General features: G+C 59.8%; 19 protein-coding genes. 6 read left to right on the top strand and 13 right to left on the bottom strand.

The features are described 5' to 3' along the window. Positions 1-232: 232 nt before the first annotated feature. Positions 233-517 carry a YdgH/BhsA/McbA-like domain containing protein gene (locus AC2CGQ_RS22835; RefSeq protein ID WP_004930765.1) on the top strand — a complete coding sequence of 95 codons (285 nt, stop codon included), beginning with the start codon at positions 233-235 and terminating at the stop codon, positions 515-517. Positions 518-561: 44 nt separating this feature from the next. On the opposite strand, the gene AC2CGQ_RS22830 is transcribed toward AC2CGQ_RS22835, so the two are convergent. From AC2CGQ_RS22830 to greB, 5 genes are all read right to left on the bottom strand, one after another. Then, positions 562-801, bottom strand: coding sequence for a FeoC-like transcriptional regulator (locus AC2CGQ_RS22830; RefSeq protein ID WP_004930758.1), 240 nt, complete (start codon positions 799-801; stop codon positions 562-564). Next, entirely contained in the window at positions 801-3,116 is a 2,316-nt protein-coding gene (feoB, locus tag AC2CGQ_RS22825) for a Fe(2+) transporter permease subunit FeoB (RefSeq protein WP_004930755.1), read from the bottom strand. Before feoB ends, AC2CGQ_RS22830 begins: the two co-directional genes overlap by 1 nt. A 71-nt stretch (positions 3,117-3,187) precedes the next feature. Next, on the bottom strand, positions 3,188-3,412 hold the full coding sequence (gene feoA, locus AC2CGQ_RS22820; protein ID WP_004930752.1) for a ferrous iron transporter A: 225 nt from the start codon (positions 3,410-3,412) through the stop codon (positions 3,188-3,190). A 607-nt stretch (positions 3,413-4,019) separates the two neighbouring features. Further along, entirely contained in the window at positions 4,020-6,353 is a 2,334-nt protein-coding gene (locus AC2CGQ_RS22815) for a Tex family protein (protein WP_021504764.1), read from the bottom strand. A gap of 157 nt (positions 6,354-6,510) precedes the next feature. Continuing rightward, positions 6,511-6,984, bottom strand: a complete 474-nt coding sequence (gene greB / locus AC2CGQ_RS22810; protein ID WP_484593898.1) for a transcription elongation factor GreB — start codon at positions 6,982-6,984, stop codon at positions 6,511-6,513. Between the two features lie 229 nt (positions 6,985-7,213). Here greB and cbpA point away from each other — a divergent pair, with 229 nt between their 5' ends. The 4 genes from cbpA (at position 7,214) to envZ (ending at position 10,831) form a co-directional block, all read left to right on the top strand. Beyond that, positions 7,214-8,176, top strand: coding sequence for a curved DNA-binding protein (gene cbpA, locus AC2CGQ_RS22805; RefSeq protein WP_016930380.1), 963 nt, complete (start codon positions 7,214-7,216; stop codon positions 8,174-8,176). 5 nt (positions 8,177-8,181) lie between these two features. Next, positions 8,182-8,487 (top strand): chaperone modulator CbpM, encoded by a 306-nt coding sequence (locus AC2CGQ_RS22800; protein WP_004930739.1) that lies wholly within the window; start codon positions 8,182-8,184, stop codon positions 8,485-8,487. 257 nt (positions 8,488-8,744) lie between these two features. After that, positions 8,745-9,464 (top strand): osmolarity response regulator transcription factor OmpR, encoded by a 720-nt coding sequence (gene ompR / locus AC2CGQ_RS22795; RefSeq protein ID WP_004709363.1) that lies wholly within the window; start codon positions 8,745-8,747, stop codon positions 9,462-9,464. Beyond that, the gene (envZ, locus tag AC2CGQ_RS22790; RefSeq protein ID WP_031300055.1) at positions 9,461-10,831 is read left to right on the top strand and encodes a two-component system sensor histidine kinase EnvZ; all 1,371 of its coding nucleotides are present in this window, start codon (positions 9,461-9,463) and stop codon (positions 10,829-10,831) included. Before ompR ends, envZ begins: the two co-directional genes overlap by 4 nt. 32 nt (positions 10,832-10,863) lie before the next feature. On the opposite strand, the gene AC2CGQ_RS22785 is transcribed toward envZ, so the two are convergent. The 7 genes from AC2CGQ_RS22785 to AC2CGQ_RS22755 form a co-directional block, all read right to left on the bottom strand. Beyond that, positions 10,864-11,343, bottom strand: coding sequence for a type II toxin-antitoxin system VapC family toxin (locus AC2CGQ_RS22785; RefSeq protein ID WP_004930733.1), 480 nt, complete (start codon positions 11,341-11,343; stop codon positions 10,864-10,866). Beyond that, a complete protein-coding gene (locus tag AC2CGQ_RS22780; protein WP_004930730.1) occupies positions 11,340-11,603 on the bottom strand; it encodes a FitA-like ribbon-helix-helix domain-containing protein in 264 nt (87 codons plus the stop codon). Before AC2CGQ_RS22780 ends, AC2CGQ_RS22785 begins: the two co-directional genes overlap by 4 nt. Positions 11,604-11,729: 126 nt before the next feature. Next, positions 11,730-13,349 carry a phosphoenolpyruvate carboxykinase (ATP) gene (pckA, locus tag AC2CGQ_RS22775; protein ID WP_015379308.1) on the bottom strand — a complete coding sequence of 540 codons (1,620 nt, stop codon included), beginning with the start codon at positions 13,347-13,349 and terminating at the stop codon, positions 11,730-11,732. A 194-nt stretch (positions 13,350-13,543) separates the two neighbouring features. Further along, the gene (hslO, locus tag AC2CGQ_RS22770; RefSeq protein ID WP_015379307.1) at positions 13,544-14,422 is read right to left on the bottom strand and encodes an Hsp33 family molecular chaperone HslO; all 879 of its coding nucleotides are present in this window, start codon (positions 14,420-14,422) and stop codon (positions 13,544-13,546) included. A 25-nt stretch (positions 14,423-14,447) separates the two neighbouring features. Further along, positions 14,448-14,855, bottom strand: coding sequence for a ribosome-associated heat shock protein Hsp15 (gene hslR, locus AC2CGQ_RS22765; protein ID WP_004930296.1), 408 nt, complete (start codon positions 14,853-14,855; stop codon positions 14,448-14,450). Continuing rightward, positions 14,852-15,532: a GMP/IMP nucleotidase gene (gene yrfG / locus AC2CGQ_RS22760; RefSeq protein ID WP_004930298.1), complete on the bottom strand. Its 681-nt coding sequence runs from the start codon at positions 15,530-15,532 to the stop codon at positions 14,852-14,854. The genes hslR and yrfG overlap by 4 nt, the downstream gene beginning before the upstream one ends. Before the next feature lie 98 nt (positions 15,533-15,630). Further along, positions 15,631-17,766, bottom strand: coding sequence for an intracellular growth attenuator family protein (locus tag AC2CGQ_RS22755; RefSeq protein ID WP_484593897.1), 2,136 nt, complete (start codon positions 17,764-17,766; stop codon positions 15,631-15,633). Positions 17,767-18,211: 445 nt separating this feature from the next. On the opposite strand from AC2CGQ_RS22755, the gene nudE reads away from it, so the two are divergent. Further along, positions 18,212-18,766, top strand: coding sequence for an ADP compounds hydrolase NudE (gene nudE, locus AC2CGQ_RS22750; RefSeq protein WP_015379304.1), 555 nt, complete (start codon positions 18,212-18,214; stop codon positions 18,764-18,766). A gap of 50 nt (positions 18,767-18,816) precedes the next feature. Here nudE and mrcA read toward each other — a convergent pair whose 3' ends face one another. Next, positions 18,817-21,375 (bottom strand): peptidoglycan glycosyltransferase/peptidoglycan DD-transpeptidase MrcA, encoded by a 2,559-nt coding sequence (mrcA, locus tag AC2CGQ_RS22745; protein ID WP_031300057.1) that lies wholly within the window; start codon positions 21,373-21,375, stop codon positions 18,817-18,819. Positions 21,376-21,384: the final 9 nt, after the last annotated feature.

Here is a 21,384-nt window from a genome sequence, read left to right as displayed (position 1 = left end):
CGCTGCCGGGTGGATAAAAGACAAAGCTGTTCAATACTTAGTGAGTCAATGCGTTGGCTGGAAAATGAAAAGACCGCGTGCGGCGCTTTTCATTTTGGCGTTTCGTCTCTGGGAAACGGGCCCCGTCAGGGAAAGCAACGAGGCCTGAGGATGTCGCGGCAGCCTGCGGTACTACGCATGGATTTTTGACGGCTTTCATAACAGATAAATTATCCATTGAGAGGTTAGTGTCATGAAATCATTGAAGATGATTATTGCAGCGGCAGTGCTGGGTTCGGTGTCTTTCGGCTCCATGGCGGCAACCCTGCTGACCAAGGAAGATCTGGATAAGAACCCGGGTAAATACGAGAAGATCGGCACCGTCACCACGACGGCGGAAACCACGTCACCGATGGACGCCAAGGAAGAGCTGTCCAAACTGGCTGACGAAAAGGGCGGTCAATACTACGTGATCCTGGCAGGCCGCGAACACGGTAAATTCAGCGCCATCGCCGAAGTTTACAAAGACAAACAATAAGCCTTGAACGGTAATGGGGCGCCCGTCATTGGCGCCCCTTATCTTCAGGCTTTCAGTCGATAGAACACCGTGCTGCACCCCTGGCCCTGCGGGCAGCTTTTGCAGCCGCCGCTCAAACAGGCGCCGTCATCCTGTTCGATGCGCTCCACTTTCCCCATCGCCGTCAAACGATCCAGCATCGCCTGCACCAGCGGCAGCGGCGTCGCCAGCGATTGGCTGAGCTGCTGCGCCTGGGCGCTGCCGCGCAGCGCCAGCGCATCGCGCACCTGCAGCAGCCCGGCCATCAGTGACAGCTCCCTTTGGCGCCCTGACAACAGGCCGCCGGCGTGGCGTTGCCCAGGCGCACCGTGACGCGGCTGCGCGCCCGGCGCAGGCCGAACAGCACCAGCAGATTCACCAGCAGCACCGCCAGGATCGCCGTCAGGCTGTACTGCGGGTGTTGGTTGAAGGTCGCCGCTTGGTAGAACAGCGTCGCCAGCGAGTAGGCCACGTTCAGCCCCCACAGGATGGAGAATGTCATCCAGCCGCGGCTCGATTCGCGGGCGATGGCGCCCATCACCGAGACGCAGGGCACATACAGCAGCACGAAGATCAGATAGCTGTAGGCGGAGATGCCGGAGCCGAATTTGCTGCTCATCACGCCCATCGAGCCGACGCCCATCTCGCCGTCGCCCTTGCTGGCTTCGATCGGGTTGGACAGCACGCTCAGGCTGAAGGTGTTTTTCAGGCCGTCCCAGGTTTCCTGCAGCGCGCCGCCCAGCTCATCGAGCAGGTTGAAGTTGGCGGCGTCGAACGCCTCTTTGTTGATGTGCTCGGCGGTATACAGCGTATTCAGCGTGCCGACCACCACTTCTTTCGCCATCGCGCCGGTCACCAGGCCGACGGTGGCCTGCCAGTTATCGCGGTGGACGCCCATCGGCTGCAGCAACGGCGTCAGCACCTTGGAAACCGTGGCCAGCGCGGAGTCGTTGATGTTGTCGACCGTTTTGCCGCTGAACGAGAAGCTGTTAAGGCCGCCGATGAATATGCTGGCCACCACGATCACCTTACCGGCGCGCAACACGAACCCTTTCAACCGCTGCCAGGTTTGCAGCAGCAGGCTTTTCAGGTGCGGCACGTGGTAAACCGGCAGCTCCATCACGAACGGCGAGGCTTCGCCGCGCATGAGGGTGTATTTGAGTACCAGGCCGGTGAGGATCGCCACCGCGATGCCGAGCATGTACAGCGAGAACACCACCCCTGCGCCGTCCTGGCCAAAGAAGGCGGCGGCAAACACCGCGAAGATCGCCAGCCGGGCGCCGCAGGACATGAACGGCGCCATCATGATGGTGATCAGGCGCTCGCGTTGGGCGTCCAGCGTACGGGCGCCCATGATGGACGGCACGTTGCAGCCGAAACCGACGATCAGCGGCACAAAGGATTTGCCCGGCAGCCCGAGCGCCTGCATCAGGCGATCCATCACGAACGCCGCACGCGCCATGTAGCCGGAGTCTTCCAGGAACGACAGGAACAGGTACATCATGCCGATCTGCGGCACCAGCGGCAGCACGGTGTTGATGCCGCCGCCGACGCCCTGCGCCAGGAAAACGGTCAGCCAGTCGGGGAAGTGCAGGGTGTAGCCGAGCCACTGAATGCCCTGAATGAAGATCGCCGCCGAGCCGATATCGAAGATCGGCTGCAGCGCGCCGCCGATGTTGATCGCCAGCAGGAACATCAGGTACATCACCAACAGGAAGATCGGTACGCCCAGCCAGCGGTTGAGGATCACTTTATCCAGCATGTCGGTCAGGCGGTTGGGCATCGCCTGCTGCGAGTTGCTGACCGCGTCGCTCAGGGTGGCGATAGACTGGTAGCGCGCGTCAGCGATCACCAGCGCCGGGTCTTCTTGCTGTTGCTGTTGCAACGCCTGAATGGCCGCAGGCAGCAGCGCGACGGCGGGACCGGCCAGCCGGTGGCTGTAGATGTCGCCTTCCAGCATCTGCAATGCCAGCCAGCGGCGTTGCACCGCCGGCAGCGTTTGCGGCATGGCATCGCTCAGCGTGGCGACCGCTTTCAGCAGCAACGGCGGGTAGTTCACCAGCGCCTGCTGTTCGTTGAGGCGATGATTGTCGATCATCTGTTTCAGCACGCCGATACCGTCGGCGCGGGTGGAGATCATCGGCACTACCGGGCAGCCGAGGCGTGCCGACAGCGCGGCGACGTCGATATCGATATGCTGGCTTTTGGCGATGTCGAGCATGTTCAGCGCCACGATGCAGGGAATGCCCAGCTCCAGCAGCTGCAGCGTCAGGTAGAGATTGCGCTCCAGGTTGGAGGCGTCGACCACGTTGATCAGCAGATCGGCGTCGCCGCTCAAAATGTAGTGGCAGGCGATCTGCTCATCGAGCGAGGTTTGCTCTGAAATGGTGGTCAGGGAGTAGGTGCCGGGCAAATCGACCAGCCGCACGTCGGACTGCGGGGTAGTGAAATGGCCTTCTTTGCGTTCGACCGTCACGCCCGCCCAGTTACCGACCCGTTGGCGTGCGCCGGTCAGCTGGTTGAACAGCGTGGTTTTGCCGGAGTTCGGGTTACCGATTAAGCCGATGGTGAGTTTTTTCATAGTTCTGCGTGTCGTCTTCAAGGAGAGCCGCGCCGGCGCAAGGACGCGTCGGCAAATGGAGGTGCGCCGGTTCAGGACTGGCCGTCGAGCTGCAGCAGCGCCAGATCCTTCCTGCGCAGCACCAGGCTGACGCGGCGGGTTTTTATTTCTATCGGATCGCCCAGCGGCGCGACGCGCACCACGTCGAACGAAGAGCCGGGCAGCATGCCGAGCGATAACAGTTTCTGGCGGTAGGCCGGCGCAATTTCACCGGAAAAGCCGACAATCTTATATGTGTGTTTAGGTTGAAGCTGCATGTGATTAACCTTCCGGGTGCCGATGAACATCGGGCTGATGATAATTGGACGTTGCCGGCGAAAATGCCACGCCGTCGGCGGTATTCATCCATAAGGTCATGCAATAAAGTGAGCGCAAATAATAGTAATTATCATTATCGCGTTCAATACAAAAAGTAGGGGTATTGTAACCAATTATTATGGCGTCGACAGTTTTTGGTTGTGTCGTCTTGATAAGCCCCGTTTTACCACTGCTTTTACTCGGCGACAAATGAGAATGGTGAGTTAAATCAGTTGCGTATTTGTAGCCGAGTTTTCTCGTTTGCAAATATTGATGGCGTTTTTCCCTTATTTATTTCTGATGAAAGGCAATTCAATAACATTATTCCGCCGTAATACGAGCGGTAACCATTTGTGTTTCGCTCACAATTCGCAGAATGAAAAATGTGTGTTAACGACGTTGTTAATAAACGGCTGCAGAAGGGATGTTTGCCGCTTTAACAATGGGAGGGCGGTCACGCAGCAACGGGAAATAAAAAGATAACGGTTTATTGAGGCGGGTCAAAAAAATGCCGCAAGTTTTCTTTCTCGGAAAGGGCGGAGCAGGCTCCGCCCTGTCGGTTCCGACTTAGCGTTTCTTGCCGAATGCCGCCGCCAGCGCGTCGCCCATGGCGCTGTTGCCGGCCGGCGCCGCGTTGCGCGGTTTGGCCTTGTTGCCGCCTGCCGAACGGTTGGCGTTGTCGCGCGTCTGGGCAGGCGCGTTGCCGCCGCGACGCGGTGAACCCTCGCCCGGTTGCTCATCCAGGCGCATGCTCAGCGCAATGCGTTTACGCTGCAGATCGACTTCCATCACCTTCACTTTGACGATGTCGCCGGCTTTCACCACGGTGTGCGGATCTTCGACGAATTTGTCCGCCAGCGAGGAGATGTGCACCAGGCCGTCCTGATGCACGCCGATATCCACGAAGGCGCCGAAGTTGGTGACGTTGGTCACCGAGCCTTCCAGGATCATGCCCGGCTGCAGATCGTTGAGGGTTTCCACGCCTTCGGCGAAGGTGGCGGTTTTGAATTCCGGACGCGGGTCACGGCCCGGCTTCTCCAGCTCTTTCAGAATGTCGGTGACCGTCGGCACGCCGAACTTGTCGTCGGTGAAATCAACCGCTTTCAGGCTGCGCACCGCGGAGGCGTTGCCCATCAGGTCCTGCAGCGCCTGCTCGGTGGCGGCCAGGATGCGTTGCACCACCGGATAGGCTTCCGGGTGAACGGTGGAAGCATCCAGCGGGTTGTCGCCGTGGTTGATACGCAGGAAGCCGGCGCACTGTTCGAAGGCCTTCGGCCCCAGACGGCTGACCTTCAGCAGCTGTTCACGGTTGCTGAAGCGGCCGTTCTCGTCGCGCCAATTGACGATGTTCTGCGCCATCATGCGCGTCAGGCCGGCCACGCGGGTCAGCAACGGCACCGACGCGGTGTTCAGATCGACGCCGACGGCGTTTACGCAGTCTTCCACCACCGAGTCCAGTTTCTTCGCCAGCTGGCTCTGGCTGACGTCGTGCTGATACTGGCCGACGCCGATGGATTTCGGGTCGATCTTCACCAGCTCCGCCAGCGGATCCTGCAGGCGGCGAGCGATGGACACCGCACCGCGCAGCGATACGTCGAGATCCGGGAATTCCTGCGCCGCCAATTCAGACGCGGAATACACCGACGCGCCCGCTTCGCTGACGATCACTTTCTGCGCCCGGACTTCGCCGAACTGCTTTTGCAGGTCGAGATAAAAGCGCTCGGTTTCACGTGAAGCGGTGCCGTTGCCGATGGCCACCAGCTCCACGTTGTGTTTGATGCACAGCGCCGCGACGATGGCGGCGGCTTTCGCCGCTTGCCCGGTGTGCGGGTAGACGGTGTCGGTGGCGACCAGCTTGCCGGTCGCGTCGACCACGGCGACTTTCACCCCGGTGCGCAGGCCCGGATCGAGGCCCATGGTGGCGCGCATGCCGGCCGGCGCGGCCATCAGCAGATCATGCATATTGCGGGCGAAAACGTTGATTGCTTCATCTTCCGCGCGCTCGCGCACCGTGCCCATCAGCTCGGTTTCCAGGTGCAGCAACACCTTGATGCGCCAGGTCCAGTTGACCACCGCCTTGCGCCAGGCGTCGGCCGGGGCGTTGTTCAGGCGCAGGTTGAGGTGATTGATGATGATCAGCTCCGCCTGGCTTTCGCGCGGGGCTTCCTCAAACTGCGGATCGGCGTTCAGCGCCAGCTGCAGCACGCCTTCGTTGCGGCCGCGGAACATCGCCAGCGCGCGGTGTGAAGGCACCTGAGAAATCGGTTCGTGGTGATCAAAATAGTCGCGGAACTTGGCGCCTTCTTCTTCCTTGCCTTCGACCACTTTGGACACCAGATGGGCGTTTTTCCACAGGTAGTCGCGCACCTTGGCCAGCAGCGCGGCGTCTTCGGCGAAGCGCTCCATCAGGATATAGCGCGCGCCGTCGAGGGCGGCTTTCACGTCCGCCACGCCCTTGTCGGCGTCGACGTAGCGTTCAGCCAGTTGTTCCGGCTGCTGTTGCGGATCCTGCCACAGCGTATCCGCCAGCGGTTCCAGGCCGGCTTCGATGGCGATCTGGCCACGGGTGCGGCGCTTCGGTTTGTACGGCAGGTAGAGGTCTTCGAGTTCGGTCTTGCTCAGCGTGGCGTTGATCGCCCCCGCCAATTGTTCAGTCAGTTTGCCCTGTTCATCGATCGACTTCAGGATGGTCTGACGACGATCTTCCAGTTCACGCAGATAACCCAGGCGGGTTTCCAGCTGGCGCAGTTGGGTGTCGTCCAGGCCCCCGGTGACTTCCTTACGATAGCGTGCAATAAAGGGCACGGTATTACCTTCATCCAGCAGACGGATGGCGGAGTCGACTTGCTCCGGCCGGGCCTGCAGTTCTGTTGCAATAATGCGGCTCAGTGGGTCATTCATAGGTCTGGTATCTGTATTGAGAACGGTGAATAAACAGGGGACAGTTATACGGATTGATCGCGGAAAATGCCAGCGAAGCGGGCCGCCGCCGCGCGGCCGCGGCATGGAGAACAGCGCAGACGGCGGCGTTGGCGGCGGTTAGGAAAAAGCTGAAAGCTTACTTCGGGTAGTTTATCTCGTTAACGTACCACTGCGCCTCGCCCAGCGGGGTATTGACGGTGGCGACGTCCCCGACCTCTTTTTTCAGCAGGGCGCGCGCCATCGGCGCATCAATGGAGATGTAATCCTTGCGGCCGAAAATCTCGTCGTAACCGACGATGCGAAAGCGTTTGGTTTCGCCGTCTTCGTTCTCCACCTCTACCCAGGCGCCGAAGAACACTTTGCCTTCCTGCTGCGGTGAATAATCGACGATCTTCAACTGCTCCAGGCATTTGGTCAGATAGCGGATGCGGCGATCGATCTCGCGCAGCCGCTTCTTGTTGTATTGGTAGTCGGCGTTTTCGCTTCTGTCGCCCAGGCTGGCGGCCCAGGTCACTTTCTTGGTCACCTCGGGGCGTTCTTCGCGCCAGAGGTAATCCAGCTCTTGTTTGAGCTTGTCATACCCTTCACGGGTTATCAGTTGAGTTCTCATCGTGATTTATCTTTATGGGGCCACCGCCACAGTGTACGTGAATGCGGGGGGCTTTAGAAATGGCGCGCGGGCCTGTGCCTTGTCGCACGGTTTTTATTCAGTTTGCGCAGCTTTTAACGATCGGGAGTATGCTTAGCGTAGCGGAAAAGGAATGTGACGAAAGGAGGATATCTGGCGAGAGAGACAAGGAATTTTGGCGCACAACCCAACACATTGAAGGTATTACCGCATGGAATTTAAAGATTACTACGCCACGATGGGCGTTGAGCCCAACGCCGATCTGAAAACCATCAAAACGGCCTACCGTCGGCTGGCGCGTAAATATCACCCTGACGTGAGCACTGAAGACGATGCCGAAAGCAAGTTCAAGGAAGTGGCCGAAGCCTATGAGGTGCTGAAGGACGAGGAGCGCCGCGCCGAGTACGATCAGATCCGGCTGCACCGCAACGATCCGAACTTTGGCCGCCAGGCGCGCGGCGATCACGGCGGCTATCAGCAGAGCGCTTCATGGCACGGCGGCGGCGCCGACGCGCAAGACTTCTCCGATTTCTTCGAAAGCATGTTCGGCGGGCGGGCGGCGGGCGGGCATCGCTCTGCTTCGCACTCGCACGGCGGGCATGGCTTCCGCGGCCAGGATCTGGAGATGGAGGTGCCGCTGTTCCTCGAGGAAACGCTGCATGGCCAAAGCCGCGAGATTTCCTACACGCTGCCGGTGTACGACGAACTGGGGCGGCAGGTAAGCGAAGCCAGCAAGACGCTGAACGTGAAAATTCCGGCCGGCGTGGGCGACGGCGAGCGCATTCGCCTCAAGGGGCAGGGCGTTGCCGGCGTGGGCGGCGGCCAGAACGGCGACCTGTATCTGGTCATCCGCCTTGCGCCGCATCCGCTGTTCGAGATCGACGGCCACAACCTGAGCATCGTGGCGCCGCTCGCTCCGTGGGAAGCGGCGCTCGGCGCCAGCATTGAGGTGCCGACGCTGACCGGCAAAATCGCGCTGACCGTGCCGGCCGGCAGCCAGAGCGGCAAACGGCTGCGGGTCAAGGGCAAAGGGCTGGCGGGCAAGAAAGAGCCCGGTGACCTGTACGTTATTCTCAAGGTGGTGATGCCGCCGAAGCCGAACGAGAAGGCCAGCGCCCTGTGGCGGGAACTGGCTGAACAGGCGGCGTTCAACCCGCGCGCGGAATGGGAGTAAAGCAGATGATGAAAAAAGAGATCACTTTCACCGTGGTGGAATTGTGTCAGAGGGTGGAGATTTCAGAGGATGAATTGGTCGAGATCGTCGGCCTGGGCGTTATCGTGCCGCTGGAGCCGGCGCAGCCGCGCTGGGAGTTCGATTATCCGGCGCTGAGCCACCTGCAGCGCGCGCGCAGGCTGCGGGCCGAGCTGGATCTGGATTGGCCGGGGATCGCCATGGCGCTAACGCTGCTCGACCGGGTTGACGCCCTACAGCAAGAGAACCGGCAGTTGCGCCGGCAGCTGGCGCGTTTCCTGCAGACTTCCTGACCCGACAGCTGAACGCCACCGGTCGGTTCGCCGGTGGCGAAATTGTGCAAAATTGGGCCGTCACCCCACATTGCGCCGATAAAGGGCGAAATTTTAACGAACCCCCGTCGACATTCACTGAAAATTGTTGATAAATGGGGAAAAGAATAAGCTTTGTAACAATTTCGTCTAGAATACATACCATTAAACGCTGTCTCAAATGGCAAGGTTTTCTAACAATATTCGAGTCAGGCAATAAAGCCTTTGGGAGTAATACCATGCAAGAGAATCATAAGATCCTGGTTGTCGATGATGACATGCGCCTGCGCGCGCTTTTAGAACGTTATTTAACCGAGCAGGGCTTCCAGGTTCGCAGCGTTGCCAACGCTGAGCAAATGGATCGCTTGCTGACTCGTGAATCCTTCCATTTGATGGTGCTCGATCTGATGTTGCCGGGTGAAGACGGCCTGTCCATCTGCCGCCGCCTGCGCAGCCAGAGCAACCCGATGCCAATCATTATGGTCACCGCCAAAGGCGAAGAGGTCGATCGCATCGTGGGGCTGGAAATCGGCGCCGACGACTACATTCCTAAACCGTTCAACCCGCGTGAGCTGTTGGCTCGTATCCGCGCGGTGCTGCGCCGTCAGGCGAACGAACTGCCGGGCGCGCCTTCGCAGGAAGAGGCGGTGATCGCGTTCGGCAAATTCAAACTGAACCTCGGCACCCGCGAGATGTTCCGCGAAGACGAACCGATGCCGTTGACCAGCGGCGAGTTCGCGGTACTGAAGGCGCTGGTCAGCCACCCGCGTGAACCGCTGTCGCGCGATAAGCTGATGAACCTGGCGCGTGGCCGCGAATACAGCGCCATGGAACGCTCCATCGACGTGCAGATCTCTCGTCTGCGCCGTATGGTTGAAGAAGATCCGGCGCATCCGCGTTATATCCAGACCGTGTGGGGTCTCGGCTACGTCTTCGTCCCGGACGGCAGTAAGGCATGAGGCGATTGCGCTTTTCACCGCGTAGCTCGTTTGCCCGAACCCTGTTGTTGATCGTCACCTTGCTGTTTGTCAGCCTGGTGACGACCTATCTGGTGGTGCTGAACTTCGCCATCTTGCCCAGCCTGCAGCAGTTCAACAAGGTATTGGCCTACGAAGTGCGTATGCTGATGACCGATCGGCTGCAGCTGGAAGACGGCACGTTGCTGGAAGTGCCGCCGGCGTTCCGCCGTGAGATCTACCGCGAACTGGGCATCTCTCTCTACACCAACTCGGCGGCGGAGGAGAGCGGCCTGCGCTGGGCGCAGCACTACCAGTTCCTCAGCCAGCAGATGGCGCAGCAGCTCGGCGGGCCGACCGATGTGCGGGTGGAGGTGAACAAGAACTCCCCGGTGGTGTGGCTGAAAACCTGGCTGCAGCCCGATATCTGGGTGCGCGTGCCGCTGACGGAAATCCACCAGGGCGACTTCTCGCCGCTGTTCCGCTATACGCTGGCGATCATGCTGCTGGCGATCGGCGGCGCCTGGCTGTTTATTCGTATTCAAAACCGCCCGCTGGTGGAGCTGGAACATGCGGCGCTGCAGGTGGGCAAGGGCATTATTCCGCCGCCGCTGCGCGAGTATGGCGCTTCCGAAGTGCGGTCGGTGACTCGCGCATTCAATCAGATGGCGTCGGGCGTCAAACAGCTGGCGGATGACCGCACGTTGCTGATGGCCGGGGTCAGCCACGACCTGCGCACGCCGTTGACGCGCATCCGGCTGGCGACGGAGATGATGAGCGCCGAAGACGGCTATCTGGCCGAGTCGATCAATAAAGACATCGAAGAGTGCAACGCCATCATCGAGCAGTTCATCGATTATCTGCGCACCGGGCAGGAAATGCCGACCGAAAGCAGCGATCTGAACGCCATTTTAGGCGAAGTGGTCGCGGCCGAGAGCGGCTATGAGCGGGTGATTGAAACCGCGCTGTCGCCGGGCGAGCTGATGATGAATGTGCATCCGCTGTCGATTAAGCGGGCGGCGGTGAATATGGTGGTGAACGCGGCGCGTTACGGCAACGGCTGGATCAAGGTCAGCAGCGGCCGTGAGCTGCAGCGCGGTTGGTTCCAGGTGGAAGATGACGGACCGGGCATCAAGCCGGATGAGTTGAAGCACCTGTTGCAGCCGTTCGTACGCGGTGACAGCGCGCGCAGCACCAGCGGCACCGGTCTGGGGCTGGCGATCGTGCAGCGCATTATCGACGCGCATGACGGCGAACTGGATATCGGCACCAGCGAGCGCGGCGGGCTGTTGATCCGCGCGTATATTCCGTTGCCGATGGAGAAAAAAGAGTCGACCAACGGCCATCAAACGGCCAGGGAAAACGCCTGACCTCTGGTGTGGGCCGCGCCGCTGCGGCCCCGTCAGGACTTTCTGCTCATCACGTAGTATTCCGCCGCATCTTCATGCAACCGACGGCCGGTCGGCGCCTGCCACGGATCGATTAACTCGATGCCGCAGTGGAGGAAGTCTTTAGTATTGCGGGTGGCCAGGGCGGCGCCGTAATGCAGGCAGGTGGCGGCGATTTGGGTATCCGGCATGCTCATCGCTTTACCCAGCAGCCGATTCCTTGCCGTCAATTCCGCGTATTGCATCGCGCACAGCCCATCAAACGGTAATATCTGCCCCTCGAACTTCAATTCAATGGCGTCCGCCAATTTCAGCTTGAGATCCCGCTGGCGCTTGCCGTCAGGCATGCAGGCCACGCCGCTGAACAGTTCGGCGAGGACAATGGCGCTGAGATAGAGCTCGTCATTGTCCTTTTCATTTAACCAGTTAATGACGTTGTAGTACGGGCTGGGACGCAGCGTTTCTGAAATGACGTTGGTGTCGATAATGATCATGCGTTGTCATCTTCATCATCAAAGGTGACGATGCGTGGCGGCACGGCGTCACGCGGTGGGATCTCCAGCTCAACGCCGCCGAATTCGGCGAAGTGCTGATGCATCCAGGTACCCAATCCATAGCGCGGCGGCTTTTTCACCAGCGCCTGTTTCAGGATCATGCGCGCTTCCTCTTCCATGGAGTGGCCGTTTTTCGCCGCTGAGATACGCAGCAGCTCTTTGATTTCGTCGTCCAGATTTCTGACGGTGATAGTCGCCATTTAAATCTCCTTTGCTATCAATGATTGCATTGACTTATTTTCTCGTCTTGCCGATTAAAAAGCAATCGATAAAAATAAAAAAAGGCGCGGGATCCGCGCCTTAGCTGAAGAGGTAATGCTACCGAATTACAGCTTCGGGCCAGCGCTGACCAGCGCGGCGCCTGCAGGCGTATCGGTGTATTTGTCGAAGTTGGTGATGAAGCGCTCGGCCAGATCCTGCGCTTTTTCCTGCCACTGCTCGAGGCTGGCGTAGGTATTGCGCGGATCGAGGATCTCCGGATTCACGCCCGGCAGCGCGGTCGGCATCGCCAGATCGAAGATCGGCAGAGTGACGGTTTCCGCCTTGTCGATCTCACCGCTCAGGATGGCGTCGATGATGCCGCGCGTATCTTTGATCGAGATGCGTTTGCCGGTGCCGTTCCAGCCGGTGTTGACCAGGTAAGCCTGGGCGCCGGCGGCCTGCATGCGTTTCACCAGCACTTCGGCGTACTGCGTCGGGTGCAGCGACAGGAACGCGGCGCCGAAGCAGGCGGAGAAGGTTGGCGTCGGTTCGGTTACGCCGCGCTCGGTGCCGGCCAGTTTGGCGGTGAAGCCGGACAGGAAGTGGTACTGAGTCTGGTTGGCGGTCAGACGCGATACCGGCGGCAGCACGCCGAAAGCGTCGGCGGTCAGGAAGATCACCTTGGTGGCGTGACCCGCCTTGGACACCGGCTTGACGATGTTCTGGATATGATAGATCGGGTAAGAAACGCGGGTGTTTTCGGTTTTCGAACCGTCATTGAAGTCGATGCTGCCGTCGGCCAGCACGGTGACGTTTTCCAGCAGCGCATCGCGTTTGATGGCGTGGTAGATGTCCGGCTCGGCTTCTTCAGACAGCTTGATGGTCTTGGCGTAGCAGCCGCCTTCGAAGTTGAACACGCCGTCGTCGTCCCAGCCGTGCTCGTCATCGCCGATCAACTGACGCTTAGGATCGGTGGAGAGGGTGGTCTTGCCGGTGCCGGACAGGCCGAAGAACACCGCCACGTCGCCTTTCTCGCCCACGTTGGCCGAGCAGTGCATCGAGGCGATGCCTTTCAGCGGCAGCAGGTAGTTCATCATCGAGAACATGCCTTTCTTCATTTCGCCGCCGTACCAGGTGCCGCCGATCAGCTGCATGCGCTCGGTCAGGTTGAAGGCGACGAAGTTCTCCGAGTTCAGGCCTTGCTGCTGCCAGTTCGGGTTGGTGCATTTGGCGCCGTTCATCACCACGAAGTCCGGTTCGAAGTCAGCCAGCTCTTCGTCGCTCGGGCGGATAAACATGTTTTTCACGAAGTGCGCCTGCCAGGCCACCTCGGTGATGAAGCGCACTTTCAGGCGCGAGTCGGCGTTGGCGCCGCAGAAGGTATCCACCACGAACAGGCGCTTGCCGGACAGTTGTTCGGTGACCAGGTGTTTCAGATCGGCCCACACTTCCGGGCTGAGGGGTTTGTTGTCGTTCTTGCCTTTGCCCTGATCGGCCCACCACACGGTATCGCGGGTGATGTCGTCGCGGACGATGTATTTGTCTTTCGGCGAGCGGCCGGTGAAGATGCCGGTATCGACGGAGACGGCACCCAGCTTGGTGACTACCCCACGCTCAAAACCTTCCAGAGATGGGTCTGTTTCTTCCTTAAACAGCAGTTCATAGCTCGGGTTGTGAACGATTTCGCTGACGTCGTGAATGCCGTAAGCGGCCAGATCCTGAGGGGTTATACCTTTAACGCGCATGTTACTACTCCTTGGTCACAGAATTTCTGGCGGCAATTGTAGGGATCTAACGGTGCGTAACCGCGATGGGTATCAAATATTTAACGTTTTAGGCGGTATTTCGTTACGATCTGAGAGATAGCACACGGAAAAAAGCAAACGTGCAAACGGCGGGCGTTGGCGGGCGCCGGGCGCGCCCGCCGAAAGGGTGTAACTTAGTGCAACTGGTCGCTTTCGCCGGTGTTACCCGCATACAGCGCGGCAACATCAACCGGGTCAAAGACATAGTGGCTGCCACAGTAGTCGCAGTGCATGTCGATATTGCCGTCCTGCTCCAGCATGTCCGCCACTTCGTCGGTCGGCAGGGTCAGCAGCGCGTCGGCGCAACGCTGGCGAGAACAGGTGCAGCGGAACTGCACGTCCTGCGGTTCGTACAAGGTGACCTCTTCCTGATGGTACAGGCGGTACAACACTTCGTTGGCCGGCAGGCCGAACAGCTCTTCGCTTTTGACCGTGTTGGTCAGTTGCACCAGATGATCGAAATCATCGAGGTTGCCGTCCTGCGCCGGCAGCACCTGCAGCAGCATGCCGGCCGCCGCGGCGTTGCCTTCCGCTTCGCCGGTGCGGATGAACAGGCGGGTTGGCAGCTGTTCGGACTGGCGGAAGTAGGCTTCCAGGCATTCGGCCAGGGTTTCACCTTCCAGGCCGACAACGCCCTGATAGCGCTCGCCTTCCGTCGGGGAAATGGTGATGACCATGACGCCGTTGCCGATCATCTGATGCAAGGTGCTGTCGTCGGCGATAGGCGCCTGGGTGCGCGCAACGCCGCGCATCTCCTGGCGATTGTTGCCGTTGATCACCGCCAGCTTCAGCGGGCCGTCGCCTTGCAGCTGAACGGTGATGTCGCCGTCGAACTTCAGGGTGGCGGTCAGCAGACTGGTGGCGACCAGCAGTTCACCCAGCAGCTTTTGCACCGGCGCCGGGTAGTCGTGGTTATTCAGGATCTGCTGATAGGTTTCGCTGACGGTAACCAGCTCGCCGCGCACCGCGTAGTTTTCAAACAGGTAACGGTGCAATTGGTCATGGTTGGACATAATCTTCTCTCATTGCGGTGAGGGGTTATTCCGGCTCACCAAATTTAAATTTCATCAGGTCGCGCCGCTCCTTTTTGTCCGGACGACGGTCCGGATGCGGCATGGTCAACGCGTTCATCTTGCGCGCCAGCGCCATTTTTTCGCGGTTGGCGATGCTGGCTTCGGTTTCCTGATACATTTGCTGCGCCTCGCTGGCGCCGCGGCGTTGGCTGGTCAGCGCCAGCACGATCACCGTACGTTCTTCGTTGCCCTGCCGCAGCTTGAGCTCGGCGTTAAGTTCGACAATCTTGCTCGGCTTGCCACGCTGGCCGTTGTAATGCACCTTGCCGCCGTCGATCATTTCGCGCGCCAGCGCGCGGGTCTTGTAGAAGCGTGCGGCCCACAGCCACTTATCCAGCCGGACCGCGTCGTCGCGCGTCGCTTTTTCCTTCATGCTTCCCCCTTGGCCAGCGCCGGTATCAGCAGGCGATAGTCGCGCATCGACGGATGGCGCTGGAAGCTTTTCTCCGCCGTGCTGGAGTCCGGGTTTTGCACGCCCAGGCAGTAACGAATGCCGAAAGTGCGCGCCGCGTCGAGGATCGGCTCGCCGTCGTCGACGAACAGCGTGCGCTGCGGGTTGAACCCGGTGTGCTGTTGCACCGCCTGCCACAGACGCTGATCTTCTTTCGGATAACCAAATGTGTGGGTGGAAAACAATAAATCAAGGTGCCGATCCAGACCGGTATGCTCGATTTTCACCGCCAGGCTGTGCGGATGGGCGTTGGTCAGCAAAATGGTTTGCAGGCCGGCACCGCGCAGCGCCCGTAAAAATGGCTCGGTGTCCTCGCGCAGCCGGGCGCGGCTGCCCACTTCGCTGGTCATGCGGTAGATATCCAGATCCAACCGCTCGCTCCAGTAATCGAAGCAATACCAATTCATGGTGTGCTGCACCGCCTGATATTCCCGCTCAATAATATTGCGGGCTTCGTCAAACGGAATGGCGCGCCTTTCGCTCAGCGCTTGCGGCACCAGGCTGAGCCAAAAGTGACTGTCGAATTCCAGATCCAGCAAGGTGCCGTCCATATCCAGCAGCACGGTATCGATCTGCGGCCAATCAAACTCGGGAACCATAAAAACTCCACGGGCGAACCGACGGGCGGTCCGCAGATGAGAATAATAGCGTTAGCGTAGCATAAGCAGATGACAGGGCGGAGGCCCCGGCGTCAGGTTCAGGGCATCGGCCGCATCGACATCGGATTGAGCTGCGGGTTGAAGCAGCTGTCGTAGTAACGCTGGATATCGGCGACGCGGTGTTGATTGATGCGCCGACGCTGCACCAGCCGCCAGGCGTTATAGCCCAGGCTGACGACCACCGCCAGCAACAGCAGGCTGGTGCCGAGGTAGCGCCACAGGGTGATCATGTCCGGTTCGCTGTGCAGCGCCACGTGGCGGGTGCCGTTGGCATCGACGCTGAGGCTGGTGATCACCCCCTGGGCCTGGAACGGGGTATGCAACAGCAGAGTGGAAAGGCGCTGCAGCTCATTCCACTGGTCGAGGGCGTTGTATTCGCTTTGCGGCACCGAGGATTGCGGGTGGCTGACCAGTTGGCGGCCTTCGTCGCTGCGGATCAGGAAACCGCCCGGTGGCGGGCTGTTGAGCGCCGCGGCGGCCAGGCGCGTTTCATTGAAGATGAACGATGACGTGGCCACTTTGGTCAGGCTTTCCAGCGACTCGGCGCTCACCGGGCGCAGCAGGACGTTGACGCCTTGCAGCGCGCCGGACCTGGCGCGTTTCATCAGGCCGCTCCAGTTTTTGGCGTTGCCCAGGTTGACCAAGGCGTTTTTTAACCGCACGCAGTCGTTTTCTGCCTGACATAAATCCTGCGTTTTCAAAACGATATCAGAGAAGTCATCCAACAGGATCATGCCGGATTTCTCGATGGCGCTGGCCAGCTGCGGGTTGACCTTCTGATCGGCGCCGCTCGGATGCAGCTGGCTGTTGACCGTGGCCAGCAGGGCCGTCGCTTTGTCTATGACTTCCGATTCCGGCTGCGGCAGCGGGGCGGCGTTGTTCCAATAGATGCCGGAGCAGTCGAACGGCGCAAAATTGACGGTGCCGCCACCGTTGGCCGGCGGCGGCACATAGCACATGCCGCTGCCGCGCACTTTCAGCGTGTCGCCGATGCGCAGCGGCGTGGCTTCCAGGGCCTGCACGCTGGTCACTTCCACTTTTTGCGCACCCTGCAGCCAGGCCATGCTGAGGGTCAGCGGCAGGTTGAGCGGGATATAGATCAACAGCAACAGCAGTACCAGCGCCGAGCTGGCGACCAGCACCGCGTTGCGGCCCCACTGCTGCAGCGGGAAATTCTTCACTTCGTCATGCAGCGAGAGGAAGCGCCCCTGGCGCACTACCTGCCGATTGAGGTAGACGTCCACATCGGTGGTCTTGCCCAGATCCTGAGTCAGGTACGGCTGCCAATGCGGCGGGTAGATAAGATCGATGATGCCGAGCGAAATGTTGCTGATCTGCCCCTGATCGGACTCGCCGAACAGGCCCCAGCGCTTCGGCGTGCCGCGCAGGCAGTGGATCTCTTTCAGCTCACGCGATGCCGGACGGCGGAACAGGTTCCAGCATCCCCAGGCGATCATCAGCACCGCCACAAAAATCATCCAGGGGATAACCAGCACCGGGCTTATCAGGCTGAAGAACAGCAGCAGCAGTGCGGCGGAGATGATGACGGCTTCGCGGATGCCGTTCGGCCGGTTCAGCGCATGCTCTTCCGGCGTTTCCTTGCGAATATTGACCAGCTCGACATGCTCGCTCTCTTCCTTGCGGATGGACGCGTTTTTGGTCGGCGTGGCGGCCACCACCGGCGGCTGCGGCCGGTCGTGAATGTGATCTTTCAGCGAGTGCCCGTTGAGCGAAATCACCAGCGGCAGCGTCTGGGTTCTGATCACTTCCACATGGTTGTCGGCGGTGATATAGGGTTCCCAAAACGGCGGCAGATGCACCTCTTCCGCGTCGAGGTAATAGCGCCATTTATTGGGATCGTCGCTGGCCAGCCCGTAGCGGGTGATGGCGTGCGTGACCGGATATACGTTATCGCTTTGCGGGGTGAGCGCCAGCTTGGCCGCGGGCAGCGTAGCGCCGCCGCCGGGCAACAGTTTGTTGCTCAGTTTGTTTTGCTGACTGAGATAGAACTCGACCGCGGCGCGCTCTTCGTCGGTCAGCTTGCGGTGGGCAGGCTTGATAAACGGCAATGCGTGCGCCAGCGTCGACGGGTTGCGGGCCTTGAACCACAGGTACAGGCCGGCGGCAATCAGGCAGACAAGCACTAAGGCCAATATCAACACTATTGTGCTCATGCAATCCCCATCTCACACCCGTGAATTTCGCCAACCTGATGAAAAGCTGAATATTATACGGAGTAAACCGCCAGGAGGCACCCAGAACTAATGAGGGAACAAACAGATTCTCGCTCTGGATCTCATTCCTTCATGACGCAAGGCCATTTTATCACTGATTCTTGCCTGCGTGATACTAGCAACCGGCCTCTGTCGTCGATATCGGTATTATCCTATTTTCTTGCGCGCTGTTTGCTGAATCAGTACGGAAAATCGCCGGCCGCTGGCTACGCTTGTTAAAAGAAAGTAAATTACTGTTCATGCGCGTTGCGGCGGAGCTTGCCCTTAACGCACAATGTGATCAGGATCGAATTTGGTCAGCGTTTGAGCGCCAACGAGCCGTGCGTTACGCCAATCATTTTTTCGGTTGCCCCGTCCGCGCCTGGGTAACCTCTTTGAGGCAATCATGGATAAACACCTGCAAAAACCTAAAATTCTGAAAGTGGAAACGGTCGCGCGTTCGCGTTTGTTTAACGTCGAGTCGGTCGATTTGGAATTCAGCAACGGTGTTCGGCGGGTGTATGAGCGCATGCGGCCTTCGGATCGCGAAGCGGTGATGATCGTGCCGGTGATTGGCGATGACCTGCTGCTGATCCGCGAATATGCGGTCGGCACCGAATCCTATGAGCTGGGGTTCCCGAAAGGGCTGATCGATCCCGGTGAAGGGGTGCTGGAGGCGGCCAACCGCGAGCTGATGGAAGAGGTGGGGTACGGCGCGAAACGCTTTGATTTTCTCAGTAAGCTGACGATGGCGCCGTCCTACTTTTCCAGCAAAATGAATATCGTGCTGGCGCACGATCTCTATCCGCAGAGCCTGGAAGGGGATGAGCCGGAGCCCTTGCCGCAGGTGCGCTGGCCGATCGCCAACATGATGGCGCTGCTGGCGGAACCGGATTTCCGCGAGGCGCGCAACGTCAGCGCGCTGTTCCTTTCCGAGGCATTTTTGCGCGCGTCGCGCTGATACGTTTCACACCGAATAAAAAAGGGCCAGATTTCTCTGGCCCTTTTCGATCAGAACAGCTCGTGGCTTTCGCCGCCCGGATCGGTCAACGTGGTGCCGGTATCGCGCGATGGGTAGTCCGTCGGCTGCGTTCCTTCGATGAAGTACTCGGAACGGCTGCCGCCGCCACCGCCTGAGAGCTTGCCGCTGCTCTTGTCGATGGTGACGCTGATGATGCCCGGCGGCGGCGTGACTTTCTGCTCAGGGATGCCTTCCAGCGCGGTTTTCATAAAGTCGTCCCACGCCGGCTGGGCGCTCTTGGCACCGCCTTCACCGCCGGAAATCTGATCCGGGATAGCGCCGGATACCGTCGAACGGCCCAGGTCGCGGCGGTGATCGTCGAAACCGATCCACACCGAGGTCACGGTATCCGGGCCATAGCCGGAGAACCAGGCGTCCTTGGAACTGTTGGTGGTACCGGTTTTGCCGCCGATATCATGACGTTTCAGATCGCGGCCGGCTCGCCAGGCGGTACCCATCCAACCCGGTTCGCCGAAGATGTTGCTGTTCAGCGCGTCGTGGATCAGGAAGGCCAGCTGTGTGCTGATGACGTGCGGCGCATACTGTTGGTCGCCGTCCTGCTGTACCTGAGCCGGGGTGACTTGCTCCAGCTGAGGCATCGGCACCGTGCTGTTGTTGCCTTCCTGCGAGGTGGCGACGTTTTCGATGTTGTCGTCGGACAGCACCGCCGAACGGTGGGTATCGCCGTAGATCACCGGCAGGTTACAGCTGCCGCACACCACTTTCGGTTTGGCTTCGAACACCGTATTGCCGTTATCGTCTTCAATTTTGGTGATGAAGTACGGATCGACCAGGTAACCGCCGTTCGCCAGCACCGCGTAGCCGCGCACCAGCTGCATCGGGGTGAAGGAGGCGGACCCCAGCGCCAGCGATTCGGTATGCACGATGTTCTGCGCCGGGAAGCCGAAGCGCTGCAGATATTCCGCCGCGTAGTCGACGCCCATCGCGCGCATCGCGCGCACCATCACCACGTTCTTCGATTGCCCCAACCCCTGTCGCAGGCGAATCGGGCCGTCGTAGGTCGGCGGCGAGTTCTTCGGCCGCCAGTCGGTGCCGGCGCCGGCATCCCAACGGGTAATCGGCAAGTCATTCAGAATGGTGGCCAGCGTCAGGCCTTTATCCATCGCGGCGGTGTACAGGAACGGTTTGATGTTCGAGCCCACCTGACGCAGGGCCTGCGTGACGCGGTTGAACTTGCTCTGATTAAAGTCGAAGCCGCCAACCAGCGCTTTCACCGCGCCGTCGTTCGGGTTGATAGAGACCAGCGCCGAGTTGACGTCCGGCACCTGCGACAGCCACCAGGCTTCGTTCACTTTACGCACCCACACTTGCTGGCCGGCCTGCACTACGTCGGTGACGCGTTTCGGCGTTGGGCCTTGCTGAGTGTCCGAACGGTATGGGCGTGCCCAGCGCATGGTCGCCATCGGCAGGGCAATACTGCTGCCGTCGGCCAGCATCGCCGTCGCTTCCTGCGGGTTGGCGGCGGTGATCACCGCCGGCGCCAGCGGGCCGTAGTTCGGCAGGTTTTTCAGCGAATCGACAATCTGTTTGCGATCCCAGGCCGCTTCGCCAACTTTCCACAGCACGTTGGATGGGCCGCGGTAACCGTGGCGCATGTCATAGGCCAGCACGTTGTTGCGTACCGACTCCTGCGCCGCCAGCTGCAGCCGTTTGGTGACGGTGGTGTAAACCTTGTAACCATCGGTATAGGCGTTTTCACCGTAACGCTTGATCATCTCCTGACGCACCATCTCGGAGAGATACGGGGCGGAGAAGCTGATTTCCGGCGCATGGTAGTTGGCGACCAGGTCTTCGGAGCGCGCCTGATCGTACTGCGCCTGCGTGATGTAGTGTTCGTCCAGCATGCGCGACAGCACCACGTTGCGACGGGCAACGGCGCGATCGTGCGAATAGAGCGGGTTGAAGGTGGATGGCGCTTTCGGCAGGCCGGCGATGGTCGCCATTTCGCTCAGGGTCAGCTGGCTGACGTCTTTGCCGAAATAGACCTGCGCGGCGGCGCCCACGCCGTAGGCGCGGTAACCCAGATAGATCTTGTTCAGATACAGCTCAAGGATTTCATCCTTGGTGAGCATCTGCTCGATGCGCACCGCCAGGAAGGCTTCCTTGATTTTACGCATCAGGGTGCGTTCCGGGCTTAAGAAGAAGTTACGCGCCAGCTGTTGGGTAATGGTACTGGCCCCCTGCGAAGCGTGGCCGGAGACCAACGCGATGGAGGCGGCGCGGAAGATGCCGACCGGATCGACGCCATGGTGATCATAGAAGCGGCTGTCTTCGGTGGCGATGAATGCGTGCACCATCACCGGCGGAATTTGATCCAGTTTCAGCGGAATGCGGCGTTTCTCGCCGTATTGGGCGATCAGTTCGCCATCGGCGCTGTAGACCTGCATCGGTATCTGCAGCCGCACATCTTTCAGCGTTGCGACGTCGGGCAGCTGCGGCTCGACATATTTGTACAAGCCGAAAATCGAGGCTGCTCCCAGCACGATGCAACATACTGCAAGGATTAGTAAATACTTTACGAACTTCACCTGAGATTT

The sequence above is a fragment of the Serratia sp. DFXYC6 genome (genome assembly GCF_057196085.1).
The sequence above is the reverse complement of the archived record's forward strand: the minus strand, read 5'-3'. Positions and strand labels throughout refer to the sequence as shown.

What these genes read in the sequence shown, in the direction of transcription:
- AC2CGQ_RS22835 (WP_004930765.1), top strand. Translation starts at nt 233, where the DNA reads ATGAAATCATTGAAGATGATTATTGCAGCGGCAGTGCTGGGTTCGGTG.
- AC2CGQ_RS22830 (WP_004930758.1), bottom strand. Translation starts at nt 801, where the DNA reads ATGGCCGGGCTGCTGCAGGTGCGCGATGCGCTGGCGCTGCGCGGCAGC.
- feoB (WP_004930755.1), bottom strand. Translation starts at nt 3,116, where the DNA reads ATGAAAAAACTCACCATCGGCTTAATCGGTAACCCGAACTCCGGCAAA.
- feoA (WP_004930752.1), bottom strand. Translation starts at nt 3,412, where the DNA reads ATGCAGCTTCAACCTAAACACACATATAAGATTGTCGGCTTTTCCGGT.
- AC2CGQ_RS22815 (WP_021504764.1), bottom strand. Translation starts at nt 6,353, where the DNA reads ATGAATGACCCACTGAGCCGCATTATTGCAACAGAACTGCAGGCCCGG.
- greB (WP_484593898.1), bottom strand. Translation starts at nt 6,984, where the DNA reads ATGAGAACTCAACTGATAACCCGTGAAGGGTATGACAAGCTCAAACAA.
- cbpA (WP_016930380.1), top strand. Translation starts at nt 7,214, where the DNA reads ATGGAATTTAAAGATTACTACGCCACGATGGGCGTTGAGCCCAACGCC.
- AC2CGQ_RS22800 (WP_004930739.1), top strand. Translation starts at nt 8,182, where the DNA reads ATGATGAAAAAAGAGATCACTTTCACCGTGGTGGAATTGTGTCAGAGG.
- ompR (WP_004709363.1), top strand. Translation starts at nt 8,745, where the DNA reads ATGCAAGAGAATCATAAGATCCTGGTTGTCGATGATGACATGCGCCTG.
- envZ (WP_031300055.1), top strand. Translation starts at nt 9,461, where the DNA reads ATGAGGCGATTGCGCTTTTCACCGCGTAGCTCGTTTGCCCGAACCCTG.
- AC2CGQ_RS22785 (WP_004930733.1), bottom strand. Translation starts at nt 11,343, where the DNA reads ATGATCATTATCGACACCAACGTCATTTCAGAAACGCTGCGTCCCAGC.
- AC2CGQ_RS22780 (WP_004930730.1), bottom strand. Translation starts at nt 11,603, where the DNA reads ATGGCGACTATCACCGTCAGAAATCTGGACGACGAAATCAAAGAGCTG.
- pckA (WP_015379308.1), bottom strand. Translation starts at nt 13,349, where the DNA reads ATGCGCGTTAAAGGTATAACCCCTCAGGATCTGGCCGCTTACGGCATT.
- hslO (WP_015379307.1), bottom strand. Translation starts at nt 14,422, where the DNA reads ATGTCCAACCATGACCAATTGCACCGTTACCTGTTTGAAAACTACGCG.
- hslR (WP_004930296.1), bottom strand. Translation starts at nt 14,855, where the DNA reads ATGAAGGAAAAAGCGACGCGCGACGACGCGGTCCGGCTGGATAAGTGG.
- yrfG (WP_004930298.1), bottom strand. Translation starts at nt 15,532, where the DNA reads ATGGTTCCCGAGTTTGATTGGCCGCAGATCGATACCGTGCTGCTGGAT.
- AC2CGQ_RS22755 (WP_484593897.1), bottom strand. Translation starts at nt 17,766, where the DNA reads ATGAGCACAATAGTGTTGATATTGGCCTTAGTGCTTGTCTGCCTGATT.
- nudE (WP_015379304.1), top strand. Translation starts at nt 18,212, where the DNA reads ATGGATAAACACCTGCAAAAACCTAAAATTCTGAAAGTGGAAACGGTC.